At 45.6% G+C, this 16,675-nt stretch carries 12 protein-coding genes; 6 read left to right on the top strand and 6 right to left on the bottom strand.

The window, feature by feature from the left end; all coding sequences use genetic code 11:
• Positions 1 to 104: 104 nt before the first annotated feature.
• The 3 genes from QQL66_RS12985 to QQL66_RS12995 form a co-directional block, all read right to left on the bottom strand.
• Positions 105 to 806: a hypothetical protein gene (locus tag QQL66_RS12985; protein ID WP_284381943.1), complete on the bottom strand. Its 702-nt coding sequence runs from the start codon at positions 804 to 806 to the stop codon at positions 105 to 107.
• Positions 807 to 854: 48 nt separating this feature from the next.
• The gene (locus QQL66_RS12990; protein WP_284381944.1) at positions 855 to 1,280 is read right to left on the bottom strand and encodes a DNA polymerase III subunit chi; all 426 of its coding nucleotides are present in this window, start codon (positions 1,278 to 1,280) and stop codon (positions 855 to 857) included.
• Positions 1,281 to 1,344: 64 nt separating this feature from the next.
• Positions 1,345 to 2,811: a leucyl aminopeptidase gene (locus QQL66_RS12995; RefSeq protein ID WP_284381945.1), complete on the bottom strand. Its 1,467-nt coding sequence runs from the start codon at positions 2,809 to 2,811 to the stop codon at positions 1,345 to 1,347.
• A gap of 280 nt (positions 2,812 to 3,091) precedes the next feature.
• Between QQL66_RS12995 and lptF the strand changes: the two genes are divergently transcribed.
• Together lptF and lptG are read left to right on the top strand one after the other, a co-directional pair.
• Positions 3,092 to 4,225: an LPS export ABC transporter permease LptF gene (gene lptF, locus QQL66_RS13000; RefSeq protein ID WP_284381946.1), complete on the top strand. Its 1,134-nt coding sequence runs from the start codon at positions 3,092 to 3,094 to the stop codon at positions 4,223 to 4,225.
• Positions 4,225 to 5,307, top strand: a complete 1,083-nt coding sequence (gene lptG / locus QQL66_RS13005) for an LPS export ABC transporter permease LptG (RefSeq protein WP_284381947.1) — start codon at positions 4,225 to 4,227, stop codon at positions 5,305 to 5,307. The genes lptF and lptG overlap by 1 nt, the downstream gene beginning before the upstream one ends.
• Positions 5,308 to 5,330: 23 nt before the next feature.
• Here the strand turns inward: lptG and QQL66_RS13010 are convergent, their stop codons facing one another.
• A complete protein-coding gene (locus QQL66_RS13010; protein ID WP_284381950.1) occupies positions 5,331 to 5,786 on the bottom strand; it encodes an RDD family protein in 456 nt (151 codons plus the stop codon).
• Between the two features lie 193 nt (positions 5,787 to 5,979).
• Here QQL66_RS13010 and QQL66_RS13015 point away from each other — a divergent pair, with 193 nt between their 5' ends.
• From QQL66_RS13015 to QQL66_RS13030, 4 genes are all read left to right on the top strand, one after another.
• Positions 5,980 to 7,215 (top strand): GGDEF domain-containing protein, encoded by a 1,236-nt coding sequence (locus QQL66_RS13015; protein WP_284381952.1) that lies wholly within the window; start codon positions 5,980 to 5,982, stop codon positions 7,213 to 7,215.
• Positions 7,216 to 7,324: 109 nt separating this feature from the next.
• On the top strand, positions 7,325 to 8,950 hold the full coding sequence (locus QQL66_RS13020; RefSeq protein WP_284381953.1) for a methyl-accepting chemotaxis protein: 1,626 nt from the start codon (positions 7,325 to 7,327) through the stop codon (positions 8,948 to 8,950).
• A 147-nt stretch (positions 8,951 to 9,097) separates the two neighbouring features.
• Positions 9,098 to 10,279 carry an acetyl-CoA C-acetyltransferase gene (locus QQL66_RS13025; RefSeq protein WP_284381954.1) on the top strand — a complete coding sequence of 394 codons (1,182 nt, stop codon included), beginning with the start codon at positions 9,098 to 9,100 and terminating at the stop codon, positions 10,277 to 10,279.
• A 211-nt stretch (positions 10,280 to 10,490) separates the two neighbouring features.
• Entirely contained in the window at positions 10,491 to 11,372 is an 882-nt protein-coding gene (locus QQL66_RS13030; protein WP_284381955.1) for a nitrate- and nitrite sensing domain-containing protein, read from the top strand.
• A gap of 27 nt (positions 11,373 to 11,399) precedes the next feature.
• On the opposite strand, the gene QQL66_RS13035 is transcribed toward QQL66_RS13030, so the two are convergent.
• Both QQL66_RS13035 and QQL66_RS13040 read right to left on the bottom strand, forming a co-directional pair.
• Positions 11,400 to 14,264 (bottom strand): sensor domain-containing protein, encoded by a 2,865-nt coding sequence (locus tag QQL66_RS13035; protein ID WP_284381956.1) that lies wholly within the window; start codon positions 14,262 to 14,264, stop codon positions 11,400 to 11,402.
• A gap of 223 nt (positions 14,265 to 14,487) precedes the next feature.
• Positions 14,488 to 16,626, bottom strand: a complete 2,139-nt coding sequence (locus QQL66_RS13040) for a GAF and HD-GYP domain-containing protein (RefSeq protein ID WP_284381958.1) — start codon at positions 16,624 to 16,626, stop codon at positions 14,488 to 14,490.
• Positions 16,627 to 16,675 lie beyond the last annotated feature (49 nt).

Raw genomic sequence — 16,675 nt, forward strand, 5'->3', positions numbered from 1 at the left:
ATAAATGCGCAGAAAAATGCTACGCATTATATCTGGGACGCGCTGTAATCTCCATGAGGAAATGTGGCTTAGAGGTCAGTTTTTTTAGGCTTTTGGATGACCTGTTATTGATTCGGAGCGTTTTTGTTCAGTGACTGTTCGTAAAATGAATGTAAGGCATCTCTGAGCGCTTCTTCAAGTAACGATCGATGAGACTCAATGACTTCATCAATGATGACGTTTAACTGTTCTTCTGTTGGAGGTGTGATTGAAGACAGGGTGGGCGTTTTTGAGGTCGGGATACCAGGTGTATTTTCATCAAACTGGTCGGATTTTATATCGGCGTGATGATTCGGTATCTCATTTGATTGGGATGTTTTTGATGCTTGTGAATATTTGAAAAGATCGAATTGATCCAGATCTTTTTTGGCCATGCCTAATTGTGCTGCTTCCATTACTTCCGCTGCAAAATTACGCATGGATTTACGCTCTTGCTTTAGCTTGTTGATTGCTTCATACGGAATGAATGGATTGGCTTTGGACGCATCAGCAGGTCTAGGAATTTCTTCATTCACATCTGGTTGATGTGGATCGGAGGATGAGCCTGTCTTTTCGGGTGTGTTTGTGGTGTGTTCAGGAACGGTTTGGGATTCCAGGGGAACAACATCTGACAGTAAAGGAATGTCGGCAGTATGCTCAAGTGACTGAGAATCAGACAGTGCTGTTTCATCGAATGAGTCATCGCCAGGAGAAGAGGAATCCAATAAATCTTTAATGTTTTCCAGATCGCCAAGTAAGTCTTTTTTGTCTTTTTTCGGAGCATTCATGATGCGGCCTTGTCGTAAAGTCTGCAGCTGTCGTCCTGTGCGTTTTGGTTAACGCTTTCTGAGATCGTGGTTGTGTAGCGGGTAACCGCGTTCTTTATAAAACTTATAATGCTCCCGACTTTTAGCCCGTTGTTCTGGATGTTGGGAAGCAATCTGTGTGACTCGTTGAAAGCGAGTAAATTCTAATGGTACTTCGTCCGAGAGGTTAATCAAGACTTCATAATCCGTTCCAAGATCGTCCCAGACGATTCGGATAGGGGCCTCTTCGGTATCTGTTTGTTTCACATGTGGTAAGAAACTTTCAGGTTTAAAGCGCCATAGTAAATCATCGAGCATTTGTGCTTCGTCTTCCGAATTCACTTTGATCGTTACTTTATGATCGTGTTGAAAGGCTTTCTCAGCCAATCGGCATGTAAAGCTAAATATGTGATCCAGTTGATCTTGAGGAATGATGTAGAAGTCGATGCGGGTCATGATGTACTCATACGTCCTAACCTCCGGGAGGTTAGGACGACTGCTAAAAGTTTAGATTGAGCGATTATACGTTGTTTAACAGATAATTTACGAGAAGTGGTACCGGGCGGCCGGTGCTGCCTTTTTGCTTACCTGCGCTGTTCCAGGCAGTACCCGCGATATCCAAATGTGCCCACTTGTACTTCTTGGTGAAGCGTGACAAGAAACACGCCGCAGTGATACTACCGCCCCAACGGCTGCCAATATTTGCTATATCTGCAAAGTTGGAGTCCAGTTCTTCCTGATACTCGTCCCATAGCGGCATCGGCCAAACGCGATCCCAGGCGGATAAGCCGGAACTCACAATGGCTTCACCTAACGCTTCGTCGTTTGAGTAAACGGCAGATGGGTGGTTACCCAGTGCCACAACACACGCACCCGTTAAGGTAGCAATGTCGATAACGGTTTTAGGATTGAATTTCTCAACGTAGGTTAGGGCATCGCACAGAACCAGGCGACCTTCTGCATCGGTGTTGAGAATTTCAACGGTTGTACCTGACATGGTTGTAACAATGTCGCCCGGCTTCGTTGCTTTACCACTAGGCATATTCTCAGCGGCTGCAACCACACCGATGATGTTGGCTTTGGGTTCGATATCAATAATGGCCTGCATAGCTCCAAACACAGAACCAGCGCCGCACATGTCCCATTTCATTTCGTCCATACCTGCGCCAGGCTTCAAGCTGATGCCACCGGTGTCGAAGGTAATCCCTTTGCCAACCAATACGTTTGGTTGATCATCGCCGGCGTTTTTATATTCCATGACGATCAATTTTGCTGGCTCTTCACTGCCTCGGCTCACAGAAAGCAAAGACCCCATTCCCAACTCAGACATCTCTTTTTCATCAAGGATGGTGACAGAAAGTTTGTCTGATGTGTTTGCTAACTCAAGCGCTTTGTCTGCAAGGTAGGTCGGTGTACAAACGTTACCAGGCAGGTTACCCAAGGTCTTGGTCAGGGCCATACCTTTTGCCGTTGCTTTTGCTTGAGTAATTGACGTTTCATTAGCTCCGTCAACGTGAAGGCGGATAGATTCCAACTTGGTTGCAGGCGCTTTTTCGCTTTTCAGTTCATCAAATACATAATTTGAGGACTCAATTGCCAACACTGTTTGTTCAACTTTCCAGTTGTTGTCCCGGTTCTTAACATCGGCTTCCGCAATAAATAGCGCAGCGGAATCTGTAGATGTTGATTTAATGGCTTCTGCGGCCGCATTGGCCGCAGCAATGAAGCCGGCTTCGGTCAGTTCGTCTTTACCAAGGCCAATTAGAATCAGACGTTTTCCGGAAAAGCCCGTTGGGCTGAACAACGTATACTTTTCACCTTTCTTACCTTTGAAGTCTTCTGAGGCGATGACCTGGCTGATTAAGCCTTCTGTTTGTTCATCCGCTTGTTTAGCTGAACCCGTTAGTTCGCCTTCCTGTTGAATACCAATCACTAGGCAGTTTGATGAGCTGGATAGAATATCTCCGCTGTCCAGTACAAAATTCATTAGATGCTCCGCAAGACTTTATGAAAATAATGATGGATAATTGCCCGTTTCGTGGCATCAGGGTTGAAAACCTGAGTACCGACACCGAGTTAGCACGCGTTCCTTCTTTAAATAAGATCGGGCGGCTGGTTGAGTAAGAACTGTCGAAGTTGTTATACGTTCTCTACTCTTGGTGTGTGGTTTTTATTTAGACAATTGATTCTCAATTAAATAATTGAATTAGTGTATCCCTCTAATGTCAGGACTTCCAGTGTCAATATTGAGGGGTTAAGGGTCCGTTTTGATTATTTTCAAATATCTGGCACGCCAGGTTATCGTCAACATGCTAGCGATCATCAGTATCCTCTTGATGATCATCGTCAGTGCGCGGTTGGTGAAATATTTCCGATACATTGCTGAAGGAACTCTCGCGCCTGAATTTCTACTGCTGTTCATTGGGTATCGAATTCCCGGCTTTCTGGAACTTATTGTACCGCTGGCGTTTTTTCTGAGCTTGTTACTTGCATACGGACGAATGTATCTGGATTCCGAGATGGCTGTTCTGTCGTCTTGTGGGATGAGTCGCCAGCACCTGTTGAGATACACGCTGGGTGTCTCAGTGATTGCCTTTACTATGGTCGCCAGTATGACCTTGGGGCTGACAGCCTGGGGTGAACGTGAAGTTCAGAACATTAAGGACCAGCAGAAGTCCATGCACGTATTGGATTTCATTTCCGAGCGATCGTTCAGTGTGATTAAGAAGGCCGGTGTGGTGGTTTATGCCGGAGACATGACGGACGACAAATCAAGAATGTACGATATTTTTGCCAGCCGAAGTGTTCCGGGACAAGAAGATATGCGTGACGTGATTGTCGCTGAAAGTGGTTATCAGCAAACGTCTGCAAATGGTGAACGCTTGTTGATTCTCGAACACGGTCAGCGGGTGATGTTAATACCTGGGCAACTTGAAGCGGACGTAGTCGATTTCGAAGAGCTGCATGTTCGTTTACCAAGGTCGGTTGTGGTTAAACGTAAAGACGTTGAAGGCATGGATGTGTCCGAATTGTGGCAACAAGATAATCCTGATGCGAGAGCTTACCTTCACTGGCGTTTGGCACTGCCATTTATGTTACCCATTCTGGCCTTACTGGCTGTGCCGCTGAGTGAAATTAACCCAAGAGATGGTCAAGTTAAGCGCTTTGTACCGGCGATCATTATTATCCTTGGGTATGCCGGGTTAATGATTTGGGCTCGGGATAATATTGAAAAGGACAAATTACATCCCGTGGTGATGTGGTCTGTTCATCTGGTCTTTATTGCCTTAGCGGTCTTTTTAAATCGTCAAATCTGGAAAGATAAGGCAATTATGGCAGCTCAGATGACTGTTCAAAACAAAGGTGCCTCTTCGGGGACATCCAAGGGAGGAGCAGCCTGATGACTATCCCGGGAATGAACACCGTTGAACGCTACATTGCAAAGGTGGTGTTTACATCATTTGCTGCGCTGGCCCTGATTATTTTAGGGCTGGATTTGTTGTTCTCTTTCTTAACGGAATTGGATGACACTCGAAACCAATATCAAATATTTGATGCTTTTCTGTTTATGTTGATGACGGTGCCTCGTCGTCTTTACGAGTATCTGCCGTTGTTGGCAATGATCGGTGCGTTAATTGGTATTGGCCGATTGGCAAATAACAGTGAGTTGGTAATTCTTCGTGCGGCAGGGATGTCTACCTACCGTATTGTTTATGCCGTAATGAAAGCGGCGTTTCTCTTGATGCTGGTAGGTTTTTTACTTGGGCAATTGGTTGTGCCTGCATCTGAGTCGTATGCACAAACCAGCAAAGCGGTGAAAATGGCGAATGGCGATAGCCAACTTATCCACAAGGGGAAGGGCTTCTGGCATAAAGAAAGTAATGAGTTTGTTCACTTTGCGGTTGTCGAGCCTTCTGGCAGATTGCATGGTGTGACTCGTTATCAGTTCGATGATCAGAAACGCTTAACGTCTATGGAATATTCCAAGATGGCAGAGTATCAGGATCAACAGTGGCATCTATACGAAACCACCCGCACCGAGTTTATCGATAACAAAACGCAGGTGATTCAACTACCGGAACAATCCTGGAATGTGTCTCTGCAACCCGCCTTACTCTCAGTGATTGTGTTGAAGCCGGATTATCTGGCGATGACGGACTTGTATTCGTTGTCGAATTATCTTGAAGTGCAAGGGTTGGATGCCGGTGCCTTCAAGTTATCTTTTTGGCGAAAACTTTATCAGCCGTTGGCCATTGGTGCCTTGGTGTTGATTGGTATTTCGTTTGTCTTTGGGCCATTGCGCTCTGTGGCTATGGGAACCCGTTTGTTCTACGGGATTATCACCGGCCTAACCTTCAAGTACTTACAAGACTTCATGGGTCCAGCGGCTTCGGTGTTCGGTATTGAGCCTTGGTTAGCGGCTCTGATGCCCATTGCGTTGTGTGCTGTGATTGGGTTTGTGATGATACGTCGAGCTGGTTAATACCAGCTCGTTAAGTTGAGAAATTACTTTTCCGGTTTAGGAATGATCACAGTTCGCGTACCTGAGATTTTCTCATGCCAGGTAACTTTGTCTTTATCGAAGAACAACCAAAGATAACCAAGTCCAAAGCAACCAGCAGACACAAATGCCGCTAAAAATCGCACCAAGGATTGTTGAAGGGTGATCGGACGTCCATCCGGGGTTTCCGCTCTTAAACGCCATGCTTTCATCCCTGCCGTTTGACCTCCGTTGGTCCAGAACTTGGCAAAGAAGCCATAGATCACCAGAAATATTAAGCTCTGAAATACCGGGCCTTGAACCGCTTCCATTCGATTAAATGCTGTGGCGATTGCGCCTACAAAAAACATCAAACCCAAGACAACTAACAGGTCATACACCATAGCAATTAAGCGACGGAAAATACCGGCACTGGGATCGATGGCTTGAATTGGATACGGTTGAGATAAATTTGGTTGCATAATTTTCATTGACCACTAAAACAAGCGAAAGGCATTCTATTAGGGAGGGCATTCTAATGGAATGCGGAATGGCTTCCTAGTGGCCCGATTCGTTTCATTGATAGTTAAACGGTTTCGTTTGCTATTCTGAGAGTTGTTAACCCGTGTACCTTAGGGTGTCAGGGAAGTAAAAGAACGTTAAATAGGATTATCTGTGACCCGTCAGCTAAAACCATATCTACCAGGGCTTCTCTTATTATGTCTGGCTCAATATTTAGTGGAAACCCAGACAGCATTACTTACCGATTGGTTTGAGTTTCTAAAGTGGTCAGGTTACGGACTCTTACTAATTACCTTGGGCATGTCGGTTCACTTTAATCGTCCTTTTTACGCACACACTACGATTCTCCTCGGTATACAGTATTATCTGGTACAGACTTACCTGCAGGCACCGTCCACTGAGCTGGATGTTCAAGCGCAATACGTGTGGTTAGCCTTATGGTTCCCAATCAGTTTGTTAATCGTATCGCTGATGCCTTCTAAGCCAGTCATGCATGTCAGTCAGGCGGTCACTGTAGCCTTATATCTTGCGTTGTTGGCCTGGCCTTGGTTAGACATTTCTTCCTATTCCGATTGGTATTATGGAATGCTCATTGAAGGAGGTGTGAAAGAGCAGCTCTTACAATTGTGGCCAGTCCCTTGGTCAGTGTCTTCGATGGCCATTTGGGGGAGTTACATTTTGGCTTTGAGTGCCGCACTAGGATTGGCGCATTGGATGAAGTTACCCAAGGTGTTACCAATTTTGGTAGTGGCTGGCTTCATTTTAAATCTTCGATTCCACTTGCCTTATGAATCCACCTTGATGGTGTTAGCGGCCGTTTTGTCGTTGTTGATCTATTTAATGCAACAGTCCTGGCAGTTGGTATATCTGGATGAATTAACCGGTTTACCTGGGCGTCGCGCCTTGAATGAAACCATGCAAGGGTTAGGACGAAAGTACACCATTGCGATGATGGATGTGGATCACTTCAAGAAATTCAATGATACCTATGGGCATGATATTGGAGATCAGGTATTGCGAATGGTGGCTGCACGAATTAATGAAGTGACCGGTGGTGGTAAGCCGTTTCGATACGGTGGCGAGGAGTTTTCTATTGTCTTTTCTGGCAAGTCTGTGGATCAAACCCTGGCGCATCTTGAGGCGGTGAGAACGGCCATTCAGAATTATCAATTGACGATTCGCCAGTCGGATCGACCTGAAGACCATAAAGAAGGCAAAAAGCAGCGTAAAGGCAAAACCTCCGATGGCACGGAACAGGTCTCGGTGACCATCAGTATAGGTGTGGCAGAACGAACCTCGGACGACAAAGACCCTAATGTTGTGCTCAAGAATGCCGATAAGGCCCTGTACAGGGCGAAAGAATCAGGACGAAACTGTGTGTGCCAATAATAACCATCAATAATTGGTGATCTAGGGGGACACACAGCTGCACGGAATTAGCAAACATCACGCTCTGAACTAAAGTTATTACTGAAGCTTGATGTTTGAGGATTTCCAAATGTCCATTCTGACCCGCAGTTTATCTGCACGTCTTATCGCTGTGACGTTTCTAGGCACAGTCGTTTCACTTTGTGTTGCCCTTTGGGGTATGTCTAATATTAATTCTTCTGTGGATGGGTATCGCAATCTTGTGAGCGTTTCTGTGGATTCAGAACGTACGATTGGTGCGATGAACTACGCATTCAAAGTGCAGGTTCAGGAATGGAAAAATGTGCTTATTCGTGGCAGCGATGATAAACAAAGAGCGAAGTACTGGGGGCGTTTCCAAGAGAAGAAAGATGAGATCAGAGCGTTATCCACCTACCTGAAAAAAATTCTTAAGAACAAAGACGCGTTAAAGCTGGTGAATGAATTCATTCAGGCTTATGAAGTTGCGATGCCTAAGTATGAAGCTGGATTCAGAGCCTTTGAACAGGCGGGTTACAACCATTCAGCAGGTGATAAAGCCGTAAAAGGCATTGATCGAGCACCTGCTGAATTGTTGGTTAAGGCTCAGGATTTAATTTCAAAAATAGTGCTTGAGGAAAGCACACATATGGATGAGTCTGCCCATTCGGCGTTTCTAACTTCCGTGGTTATCTTACTGATTGCTTCGGTGGTTATTTTAGGCTTACTCATCTTAGGCTTTAATCGAGGCTTAATTAATCCAACCAGAGAACTCGAACGCTATTTCACATCGCTATCAGAAGGTGACTTGACGGTTACTTGTTCGATCCAAAGCAAAGATGAAATTGGTCGTTTAGCTCGCTCTGCAAGAACACTTCAAAACTATTTAATGGATGTGGCCGCATCGATGAAGCACAGTGTGGCCAGTGTCGATCAGGCATTTTCTGAAGTGAAAGAGTCTTCCAGACAAGTCTCGCAAGCCGCTGCAGAACAGAGCAGTTGTTCTGAAACGGTGGCCGCCGCTGTCAACGAAATGGCTTCAGCCGCGCAGGAAATCTCATCAAATGCAACGGCAGCTGCGGAAGCCGTAGATGAGACTAAAGCCATTTCCGACATGGGAACACAAACCATGCAGAATACCGTTGCTGGTATTAACCAATTGGCGGAAGAAATTGGCAATGCGGCCGACGTTGTACAGAAGTTGGAACAGGAATCTCAAAACATCGGGACGGTACTTAATGTTATTCAAGGCATTGCAGAGCAGACTAACTTGCTGGCGCTGAATGCTGCGATTGAGGCTGCCCGTGCCGGTGAACAAGGTCGTGGATTTGCGGTGGTGGCTGATGAGGTAAGAACGCTAGCGCAGAAAACCCAGGACTCCACCACGGAAATTCAAGACATCATCGATAATATTCAAAAAGGGGCTCAGGCAGCCGTATCGGCCATGACCAGTGGTTCTGATCGTACAGCAGCGTCTGTTAGTCAGGTGAATGAGGCAGGGTCGGCGCTTGAGAAAATCAATGAGCAAGTGACTCGTATTCATGATATGAACATCCAGATCGCGGCGGCGTCAGAAGAGCAGACTCAAGTCATCGATGAGATTTCAAATAACGTTCGTGAGATTGCTGATCTTTCTGTGAAAACCAGTGAATTCGCATCCCATGGTGAGGACTCATTAGGTTGCCTGGATGAAGTGAAACAAGAACAGATCAAGTTGGCGGGTCGTTTGAGGACGTAACCCTTCCTTGGAGGAATGAACAATATTCCTCCATCTTGTCAAAAAAGACTCTTTATTAATGCCTGCATTCCCTTAGAATGTGGGCATTTTTTATGGATCAGGTTTGGTTTTGATGTTGATCCGGTGACTCAAAATAGGAGATCAGAAATGAAAGATGTGGTGATTGTATCCGCAGTACGTACGGCAATTGGTGCTTTTGGCGGTGGCTTGTCGAGTTTGTCTGCGGTTAAATTGGGCGAAACAGTGATCTCTGCTGCTCTTGAAAAAGCGGGTGTATCCGGTGATCAAGTGGATGAAGTCATCATGGGACAGGTATTAACGGCTGGTTGTGGTCAGAATCCGGCTCGTCAATCAACTATCAATGCGGGCCTACCAAACACGACGCCTGCTTTGACGATCAATAAAGTCTGTGGTTCAGGTCTGAAAGCTGTGCACATGGCGATTCAAGCGATTCGTTGTGGAGATGCCGAGGTTGTGGTTGCTGGTGGTCAGGAAAGCATGAGCCAAGCGCCGCATGTGTTGCCTAATTCGCGAAATGGTCAGCGTATGGGGAACTGGAACATGGTAGATACCATGATTAATGACGGTCTTTGGGATGCATTCAACGACTATCACATGGGAATTACCGCTGAAAACCTGGCTGAGAAATACGAGATTAGCCGTGAAGCACAAGATGAGTTCGCCGCTGCGTCTCAACAGAAAGCATGTGCCGCTATCGAGGCTGGCAAGTTTGTGGATGAGATTGTGCCGGTAACGATTCCTCAGCGTAAGGGTGATCCTATCGTTGTGGATAAAGACGAATGCCCACGCGCAGGAACGACGGCAGAGAAATTAGCGGGTATGCGTCCTGCGTTTAAGAAAGACGGAACGGTGACTGCTGCCAACGCGTCTTCTTTGAATGATGGTGCCGCTGCTGTGGTTGTGATGAGCAAAGAAAAAGCAGATGCATTAGGTCTTGAGCCATTGGCTGTCATCCGTGGTTACGCAAATGCTGGTGTTGCTCCTGAAATCATGGGTATTGGCCCTGTGACAGCGACACAACGCTGTCTGGAGAAAGCAGGTTGGACAGTGAATGACTTAGATGTGATCGAAGCCAACGAAGCCTTTGCTGTTCAGTCTTTGTCTGTAGGTAAAGAGCTGGGCTGGGACGCTGACCGAGTAAACGTAAATGGTGGTGCTATTGCATTGGGCCATCCGATTGGTGCATCGGGCTGTCGTGTTCTAGTTAGTCTTCTTCATGAGATGAAGCGTCGTGGACAAGCGAAAGGTTTGGCTACGTTATGTATCGGTGGTGGTATGGGCGTCGCTCTGGCGGTAGAAACAGCCTAAGCCCATTGGCACAAATCGTTGATGAATTTGTAGTTAAACACTTGCTAACTTCATCAGCCATCATGCCCCAAAAGTAATCGTATGGATTGCTTTTGGGGCATTTTTTATTAGAAATTATTCTTAGAAAGTTGATAAATTCTATAAAAATCAATTTGTTAGTGATTGGCATGAATATCGGATAGTAGACGTAACTCGTTAAGAAGGAGTTTTTATGTTTACTGCCAATGACATTGCCATATATCTATTGGCCCTTAGTGCCACCTGCATTAGCTTTATTGCCTTTTTGTATTTTTTAACCTCACGCTCTAAATATCATTTCCAACGTAAATCTTTACGACAATACGAACTGGTCATTAGTTTGATCAGAAATATCCAGCAACATAGAGGGCTTAGCCAGGGCATTATCTCTGGAGAACCGGCACTGAAAGATCGCCTGCATGACGTTCAGCGTGAGATTTCATTTCTGGTCGAAAGCTTAAATATGTCACTGACAGGTAAGTTAGCGGATCGCTGGGAGAGTTTTTTTGATCACTGGACTCGATTGAGAGGCAATGCCGTCAATGTGGAAGCCGAAGCGAGCTTTCAGCAACACAACCACATGATCAATAACCTTTTATATCTGGCTGAGAATATTTGTAATAACTCGGATTTAGGGCACAGCGTCAGTCATGTGAAAGATCAACTGTTATGGCGACAACTGCTGGTTCTGTCTGAGTGTATTGGTCAATCCAGAGCCTTGGGGGCATCTGCGTTAGCCAGGGGCCATGCCAGCTATTTGGAGCTGATTCGATTCAAAATGTTGAGTGAGATGATCGATGATCGTCTGCATTCTATGGATCACTCTTTGTCTTCAGAACAGATGGTTCAGCTTGAGAAAGCCATTAGCCCGGTTAACGATGCTTTAAAGCAGTTTTCCAAGCACTTTGGAGCTTATCCTTATTCGAGTCAGGAGTATTTCTCCATCGCGACTATGTCGTTGGAACACGTCATTTCTGTTCTGGATGAAGAACTCGACATTATGAAGAAGGCGTATCGGATTTTCCCCAAAAACTTAAAAAAGCTCCGGTTGAATCAAAAGGCGCTTTCACATTGAAACAAAAGTAAGCCTTAGCCAGTAGGGCTAATGCTGTTTATTGTATTGGTCAAAGAAGGTTTGAGTATCTGAACTGTTGAGTGGTCTTGAAATGTGATAGCCCTGAGCTTCATCACACTGATGAGATTGGAGGAATGCACATTGATCAGATGTCTCAACACCTTCGGCGATTACTTTTAATCCCATTTGGTGGGCGAGGGCAATGGTTGATGTGGCTATAGCTGCGCCCCCATCATCAATGAGTATGTCATCCACAAAGCTCTTATCGATTTTTAATTTATCGATGGAGAAACGTTTTAAGTAACTCAGTGACGAATAGCCGGTGCCAAAGTCGTCAATGGATAAATGAATTCCAAGGCTTTTCAGCTCTTTCAGGGTTTCAATGGTGACGTCGATATTTTCGATCGCAATACTTTCAGTGATTTCCAGCTCCAAATGTTCAGGTGGAAGTTGGTGACTTTCCAACGCTGCTTTGACCTGCTGTGTGATATTTGAACGGTGGAATTGCTTGGCAGACAGGTTTACTGCAATTCTTCCAAAATGATAGCCTTTGTCGAGCCACTCTTTGGCTTGGCGGCAGGACTCCATCAACACCCACTCGCCAATTTCAATGATCATGCCGCTTTCTTCCGCCAGTGGAATAAAGTCAGCTGGGGGAATCATGCCTTTTTTCGGGTGGTGCCAACGGATAAGGCTTTCTACACCCACAATGGAAAGATCTTTCAGCGAAATCTGAGGTTGGTAATAGAGAATAAAGTCTTGGTCTTTAATGGCTTTGTGCATGTCATTTTCCAAAACCAAGAGTTCGACCGCTCTGTTATTGATCTCTTTGGTGTAGAACTGAAAACTGTTCTTCCCTTGAGCCTTAACCCGATACATAGCGGCATCTGCACAGCGAAGCAATTCATCGATTCGTTCACCATCGTCGGGGTACATGGCGATGCCAATACTGGCTGAACTGTGGAGATTGTGACTTTCTAGTTGGATAGGCTGCGAAATCGCCGATTGCAGTTTCTGGGCAACATTGATGACATCCTGAGTGTCATCGATCCCTTCTAAAAGCACCACAAATTCATCGCCACCGAGCCGGGCAAAGGTATCTGAATCACGGATTGCCATACTTGCACGGCTGGCAATACTCTTTAGAAAGCGATCGCCAATGTCATGGCCCAAGCTGTCATTGATCACTTTGAACCGGTCGAGATCCAACAACAATACTGCCACTTTATGACCTTCCCGTTCTGCACGGGCAATGGCATGAGCGGCCCGGTCATTGTAGAGCAGGCGATTGGGTAAGCCGGTGAGGGCATCGTGATGCGCCAGGTATTTAAGATGTGACTCATGCTCCAGTAGTTTATCTTGGGTGACCTTGGTTTCTGTGATGTCCTGTATGGCACCAACCAAGGCTTTTTTGCCTTCTTCATTGACTTTGATATGGCCTTGAATTCTTAAATATTGTTTAGGGTCGTTTCTTACCATCTGAAGGGTAATGTCTAACGGCTCTCCAGCTTCGTAGGCGATTTCGACGGATTTTCTGAAGAGCAGGCTTTGTTCATGAATGAACAGTTGTCTGAATTCTTCCAGGTCAGTTTGCTCTGAACCCGTTCCTAGAATTTTCACCGCTTCATGGGTAAAGAATATGGTTTGGTCGTCGAGCATTTCCCATCCGCCGACTTTCGCTAATTTTCCTGTTTCATCTAAGAGTTGGCGGCTGTGCTCCAGTTTTTCCATGGTTTCTTTTTGACGACTGATGTCTCTGACCAGAAGCCAAAAAGCGATAGGGCGGCCATGTTGATTAAGATGAAGGCACTGGCGAATGTTCACCGGAAAAATGGTGTGATTTTTCTTAATGAGCTCTTTTTCATATTCCTGACAATGCAGGATGTTATCGAGCTGGCTTTCCCGAATGCGTTGATCGAATTTTTGCCAATATGGCGGGGTGATGTCATCCGAATTCATATCGATGACTTCTTCCCAACTGTAGCCAAGCATTGAACAATAGGTTTCATTGGCGTCGAGGCATTTACCACTCAGGTCATAGTACGCAATGCCATCCACATTGGTTTCAAACAGCGTCCGATAACGTTTCTCGGATTCTTTCAATGCCCCTTCAACCAACATTTGGTCGGTAATGTCATATTGAATACCGACGAAGTGAGTAATGTTTCCATGACCATCAAAGACCGGGGAGATGGTCAGTTCATTCCAGAACATTTCCCCGTTTTTTTTGTAATTCCTAAGAACGGTTTTGCATTCTTTTGCTTCACTGATGGCAATTCTGAGTAATTGCGTACCTCGTTGATCGGTGTCAGAGCCTTGTAAGAAACGGCAGTTTTTACCCAAAATTTCAGGGATTGAATAACCGGTAAGGCGAGAAAATGCCTGGTTGCAATAGATAATCGGGCAGTCTGGCAACCGCGCGTCTGCGATGGTGATGCCATGATGGGCCGATTCTAAGGCACGAGAAAGCAGGTAAATAAATGAGCAATCCGTTTTTGGTTCTGGAACGGTGAGATGCAGCAACGCCAGAGGGGTATTTAATTCGGGGCAATGCACCGCATTGGCATTAATGACCAAGGTGCAGATTGGTGTTTCCAGGATCAAATGACAGTAGTCGTTTGAATGAATGGAAGACAGTTCTTTTTTATAGTCGCTAAGCTCAGGAATCAATTCAAATACGGATTGATCAAGAAACGCATTCAGACATTTTTGCAGGCTATGTTCTTTACAGGCAATCGAAACCACCGCAAATGCTTTAGTATCAACCACCAAGGAGATGTTATCCACTTGGGCGTAATAGGGCATTAACGAATGGATATTATCAAGCCTGTCCGTGGGTGGTTCGAGCGGAGTGTCTACCGTTCTTCCCATTCCATTAGTGTTTTGAGTCATAAGCCTATAAATGTCGGATCATGGAATCACTATTTCACTATAGTTGAGGCTTCCAAGGGGGCGAATTTTATTAGTGCATTATGGATAAATGGGGAGATTTCGAGCACAAAGTGTAGGTCTTCTCTCATCTTTTATGGCACTTACTTCAAAGATCGCACTTACTTCAAAGATCGCACTTACCTCGGATTTTGTTTGTTTTGTGAATTGCTGATCTATTTCCAGGTTATTCGAGATACTCATTTCCGTGTTCAATATCTTTTTGTTCAGGCAAAAGCACCTGGTCGGCATACTTTTTCCATACTTCAGCTCTAACAAACAGATCGAAAAGATCGGGATCGATATGCTGACTGTCCTTCATGTTCTTCAAAATACGCAGCGCTTGGCTGAGTGGCATTGGTGGCTTGTAGGGTCTATCTCGTGCTGTCAGTGCTTCAAACACATCGGCAATCGCCATCATCCTAGCGGGAATGGACATTTCTTCTCGGGTTAACCCTTTAGGGAAGCCCGATCCATCCATTTTCTCGTGGTGTCCTCCGGCATACTCAGGCACACGCTTGAGCTTTTTAGGGAAGGGTAGGGATTCCAACATATCAATGGTGACTTGCATGTGGTTGTTGATAACCTTGCGTTCGTCTACCGATAACGTCCCCTTTGGAATACAGAGACTGTCTACCTCATATGCCGAGAGTAAAGGATGGGCATTGCCATCCAGGTCATACCATTGAATGTTGGCGAGTTCACGAACTCGTGCCTGATCTTCTTCCCGCATGAATTCACCGCCTTTGTTGGCGCAGGTTAAAAACTCGGCAATGTTTTTGATTTCATCATGATTGAATTGGTTGGCACCATTACCCGCAGGGGCTTGTTGGGTCGAGTCGAGTGTGGCTAACCGGGCAAGAATAAGATCTATCCCATCTTGCATGATGTGCAGTTTGGTGGACTTCTCCAAAATGGTGTCCGGAGTTGCCAGCTTGCCACAGTCGTGCATCCAGGCGGACACTCGTAATTCATACCATTCGTCTTCGTTCAAATTGAAATCCTTGAAGACGGTGTCATCTTCACAGGCGGCTTGAGCAATTAACTCCATGAGTAGCGGCACACGTTGGCAGTGGGCGGATGTGTGAGGCGACTTGGCATCAATGGCTTGAGCGATACATTGAACAAAGGCATCCAGTAAGTTCTTATGATCTTGCAATAGAATCTGGTTGTTTAGCGCAATGGCTGCGTAGGTCGCAAGCCCTTTAATCAGTGGTTCTAAATGCTTGGCAAAAGGAATGGTTTCCTTGGTTTTAGGGTGTTTGGCGTTAATCAATTGCAAAACGCCAATCACGTCGCTGTTGTGATTCAGCAAAGGTAAGGTGAGAAAGGATTGAGATCGATAGCCGGTGGATTGATCGAATGCTTTGGTACCATCAAAACAGAACTCTGTACTTTCGTAGGCGTCTTCAATGTTCACCATTTGTTTAGTATTGGCACAATAACTGGCGACGTTGATTAAATTATCCTCACCTTGTTCATTTTTCAGAAGAATAGGGGGAAAGCTGCTTTGTTCATCGGACCCTAAGAGATTTTTGTCAATCTTGAGTGTTTTATTTCGAATGACCGAGAAACGCAGCTTAGGCTCTGTTTCTTCATCTTCCATTAAATAAATGGTCCCGGCGTCTGCCATGGTCAGAGATTGTGCTTCTTTGAGAATTTTGGGCAGCAAGGTCTGTGGCGACGAAAAGGAGGAGAGTTCAGCTAATAATTCCCGTTGACTGCTGATCTGTAGTTGTTGATCGAGGGCCACCGAGGCAAACCTGCCAAGCTCGGTTAGTATCTGCTCACTTTTGCTGTCGAAGGGAATGACATGGCCTTCACTGTCCTGAGCGTTGATCAACTGCAATACGCCAACTAGCTGATTGCCTTGGTTGATTAACGGCAGAGCTAATACGGATTCGGTATGGTACTTGGATTGTTGATCGATCTGTGTGGTGCCTCTGTGGTTGTCTTCTTCTCCATAGACGTCTGAAATATTGATCAATTCCCTTGAGTGAGCGGCACGTGTTGCCACCGTGGTCATGTTGGGTTCACAACTGAATGAGTCATACAGCGCGAGAGGTGCAAATTGAACGCGTCCGCCAGTAACGCCTCCCTGATGGATATTTAGGGAGGTGTTGTTAACGATGGCGAATTCGAGCACTTTGGGCTTGGATGGATTGGTGATATAGAGGGTTCCACCATCAGCCTTGGTCAACTGTTGAGCGTGAGTAAGTACTTTTTCACAAAGTGCAGAAACATCTCTTTCTGCAAACAGTTCATGGGCAATATCCATGAGGATGCGACTGGTTTCTAGATCAAGAGGCTGTTCAGTTTGGCTCATGATTGGGTCTCTTTAGAGTAATGCAGAAGTAGCTAACTTCTTATGATGA

Origin of the sequence: Litoribrevibacter albus (assembly GCF_030159995.1) — a bacterium.
In the GTDB taxonomy this organism is placed as follows: domain Bacteria; phylum Pseudomonadota; class Gammaproteobacteria; order Pseudomonadales; family Litoribrevibacteraceae; genus Litoribrevibacter; species Litoribrevibacter albus.

Bases quoted from the DNA above. Each gene is read 5' to 3' on its own strand.
- QQL66_RS13030 (WP_284381955.1), top strand. From the start codon at position 10,491: ATGTTTACTGCCAATGACATTGCCATATATCTATTGGCCCTTAGTGCC.
- QQL66_RS12985 (WP_284381943.1), bottom strand. From the start codon at position 806: ATGAATGCTCCGAAAAAAGACAAAAAAGACTTACTTGGCGATCTGGAA.
- QQL66_RS13035 (WP_284381956.1), bottom strand. From the start codon at position 14,264: ATGACTCAAAACACTAATGGAATGGGAAGAACGGTAGACACTCCGCTC.
- QQL66_RS13040 (WP_284381958.1), bottom strand. From the start codon at position 16,626: ATGAGCCAAACTGAACAGCCTCTTGATCTAGAAACCAGTCGCATCCTC.
- QQL66_RS13020 (WP_284381953.1), top strand. From the start codon at position 7,325: ATGTCCATTCTGACCCGCAGTTTATCTGCACGTCTTATCGCTGTGACG.
- QQL66_RS12990 (WP_284381944.1), bottom strand. From the start codon at position 1,280: ATGACCCGCATCGACTTCTACATCATTCCTCAAGATCAACTGGATCAC.
- QQL66_RS13010 (WP_284381950.1), bottom strand. From the start codon at position 5,786: ATGCAACCAAATTTATCTCAACCGTATCCAATTCAAGCCATCGATCCC.
- lptG (WP_284381947.1), top strand. From the start codon at position 4,225: ATGACTATCCCGGGAATGAACACCGTTGAACGCTACATTGCAAAGGTG.
- QQL66_RS12995 (WP_284381945.1), bottom strand. From the start codon at position 2,811: ATGAATTTTGTACTGGACAGCGGAGATATTCTATCCAGCTCATCAAAC.
- QQL66_RS13025 (WP_284381954.1), top strand. From the start codon at position 9,098: ATGAAAGATGTGGTGATTGTATCCGCAGTACGTACGGCAATTGGTGCT.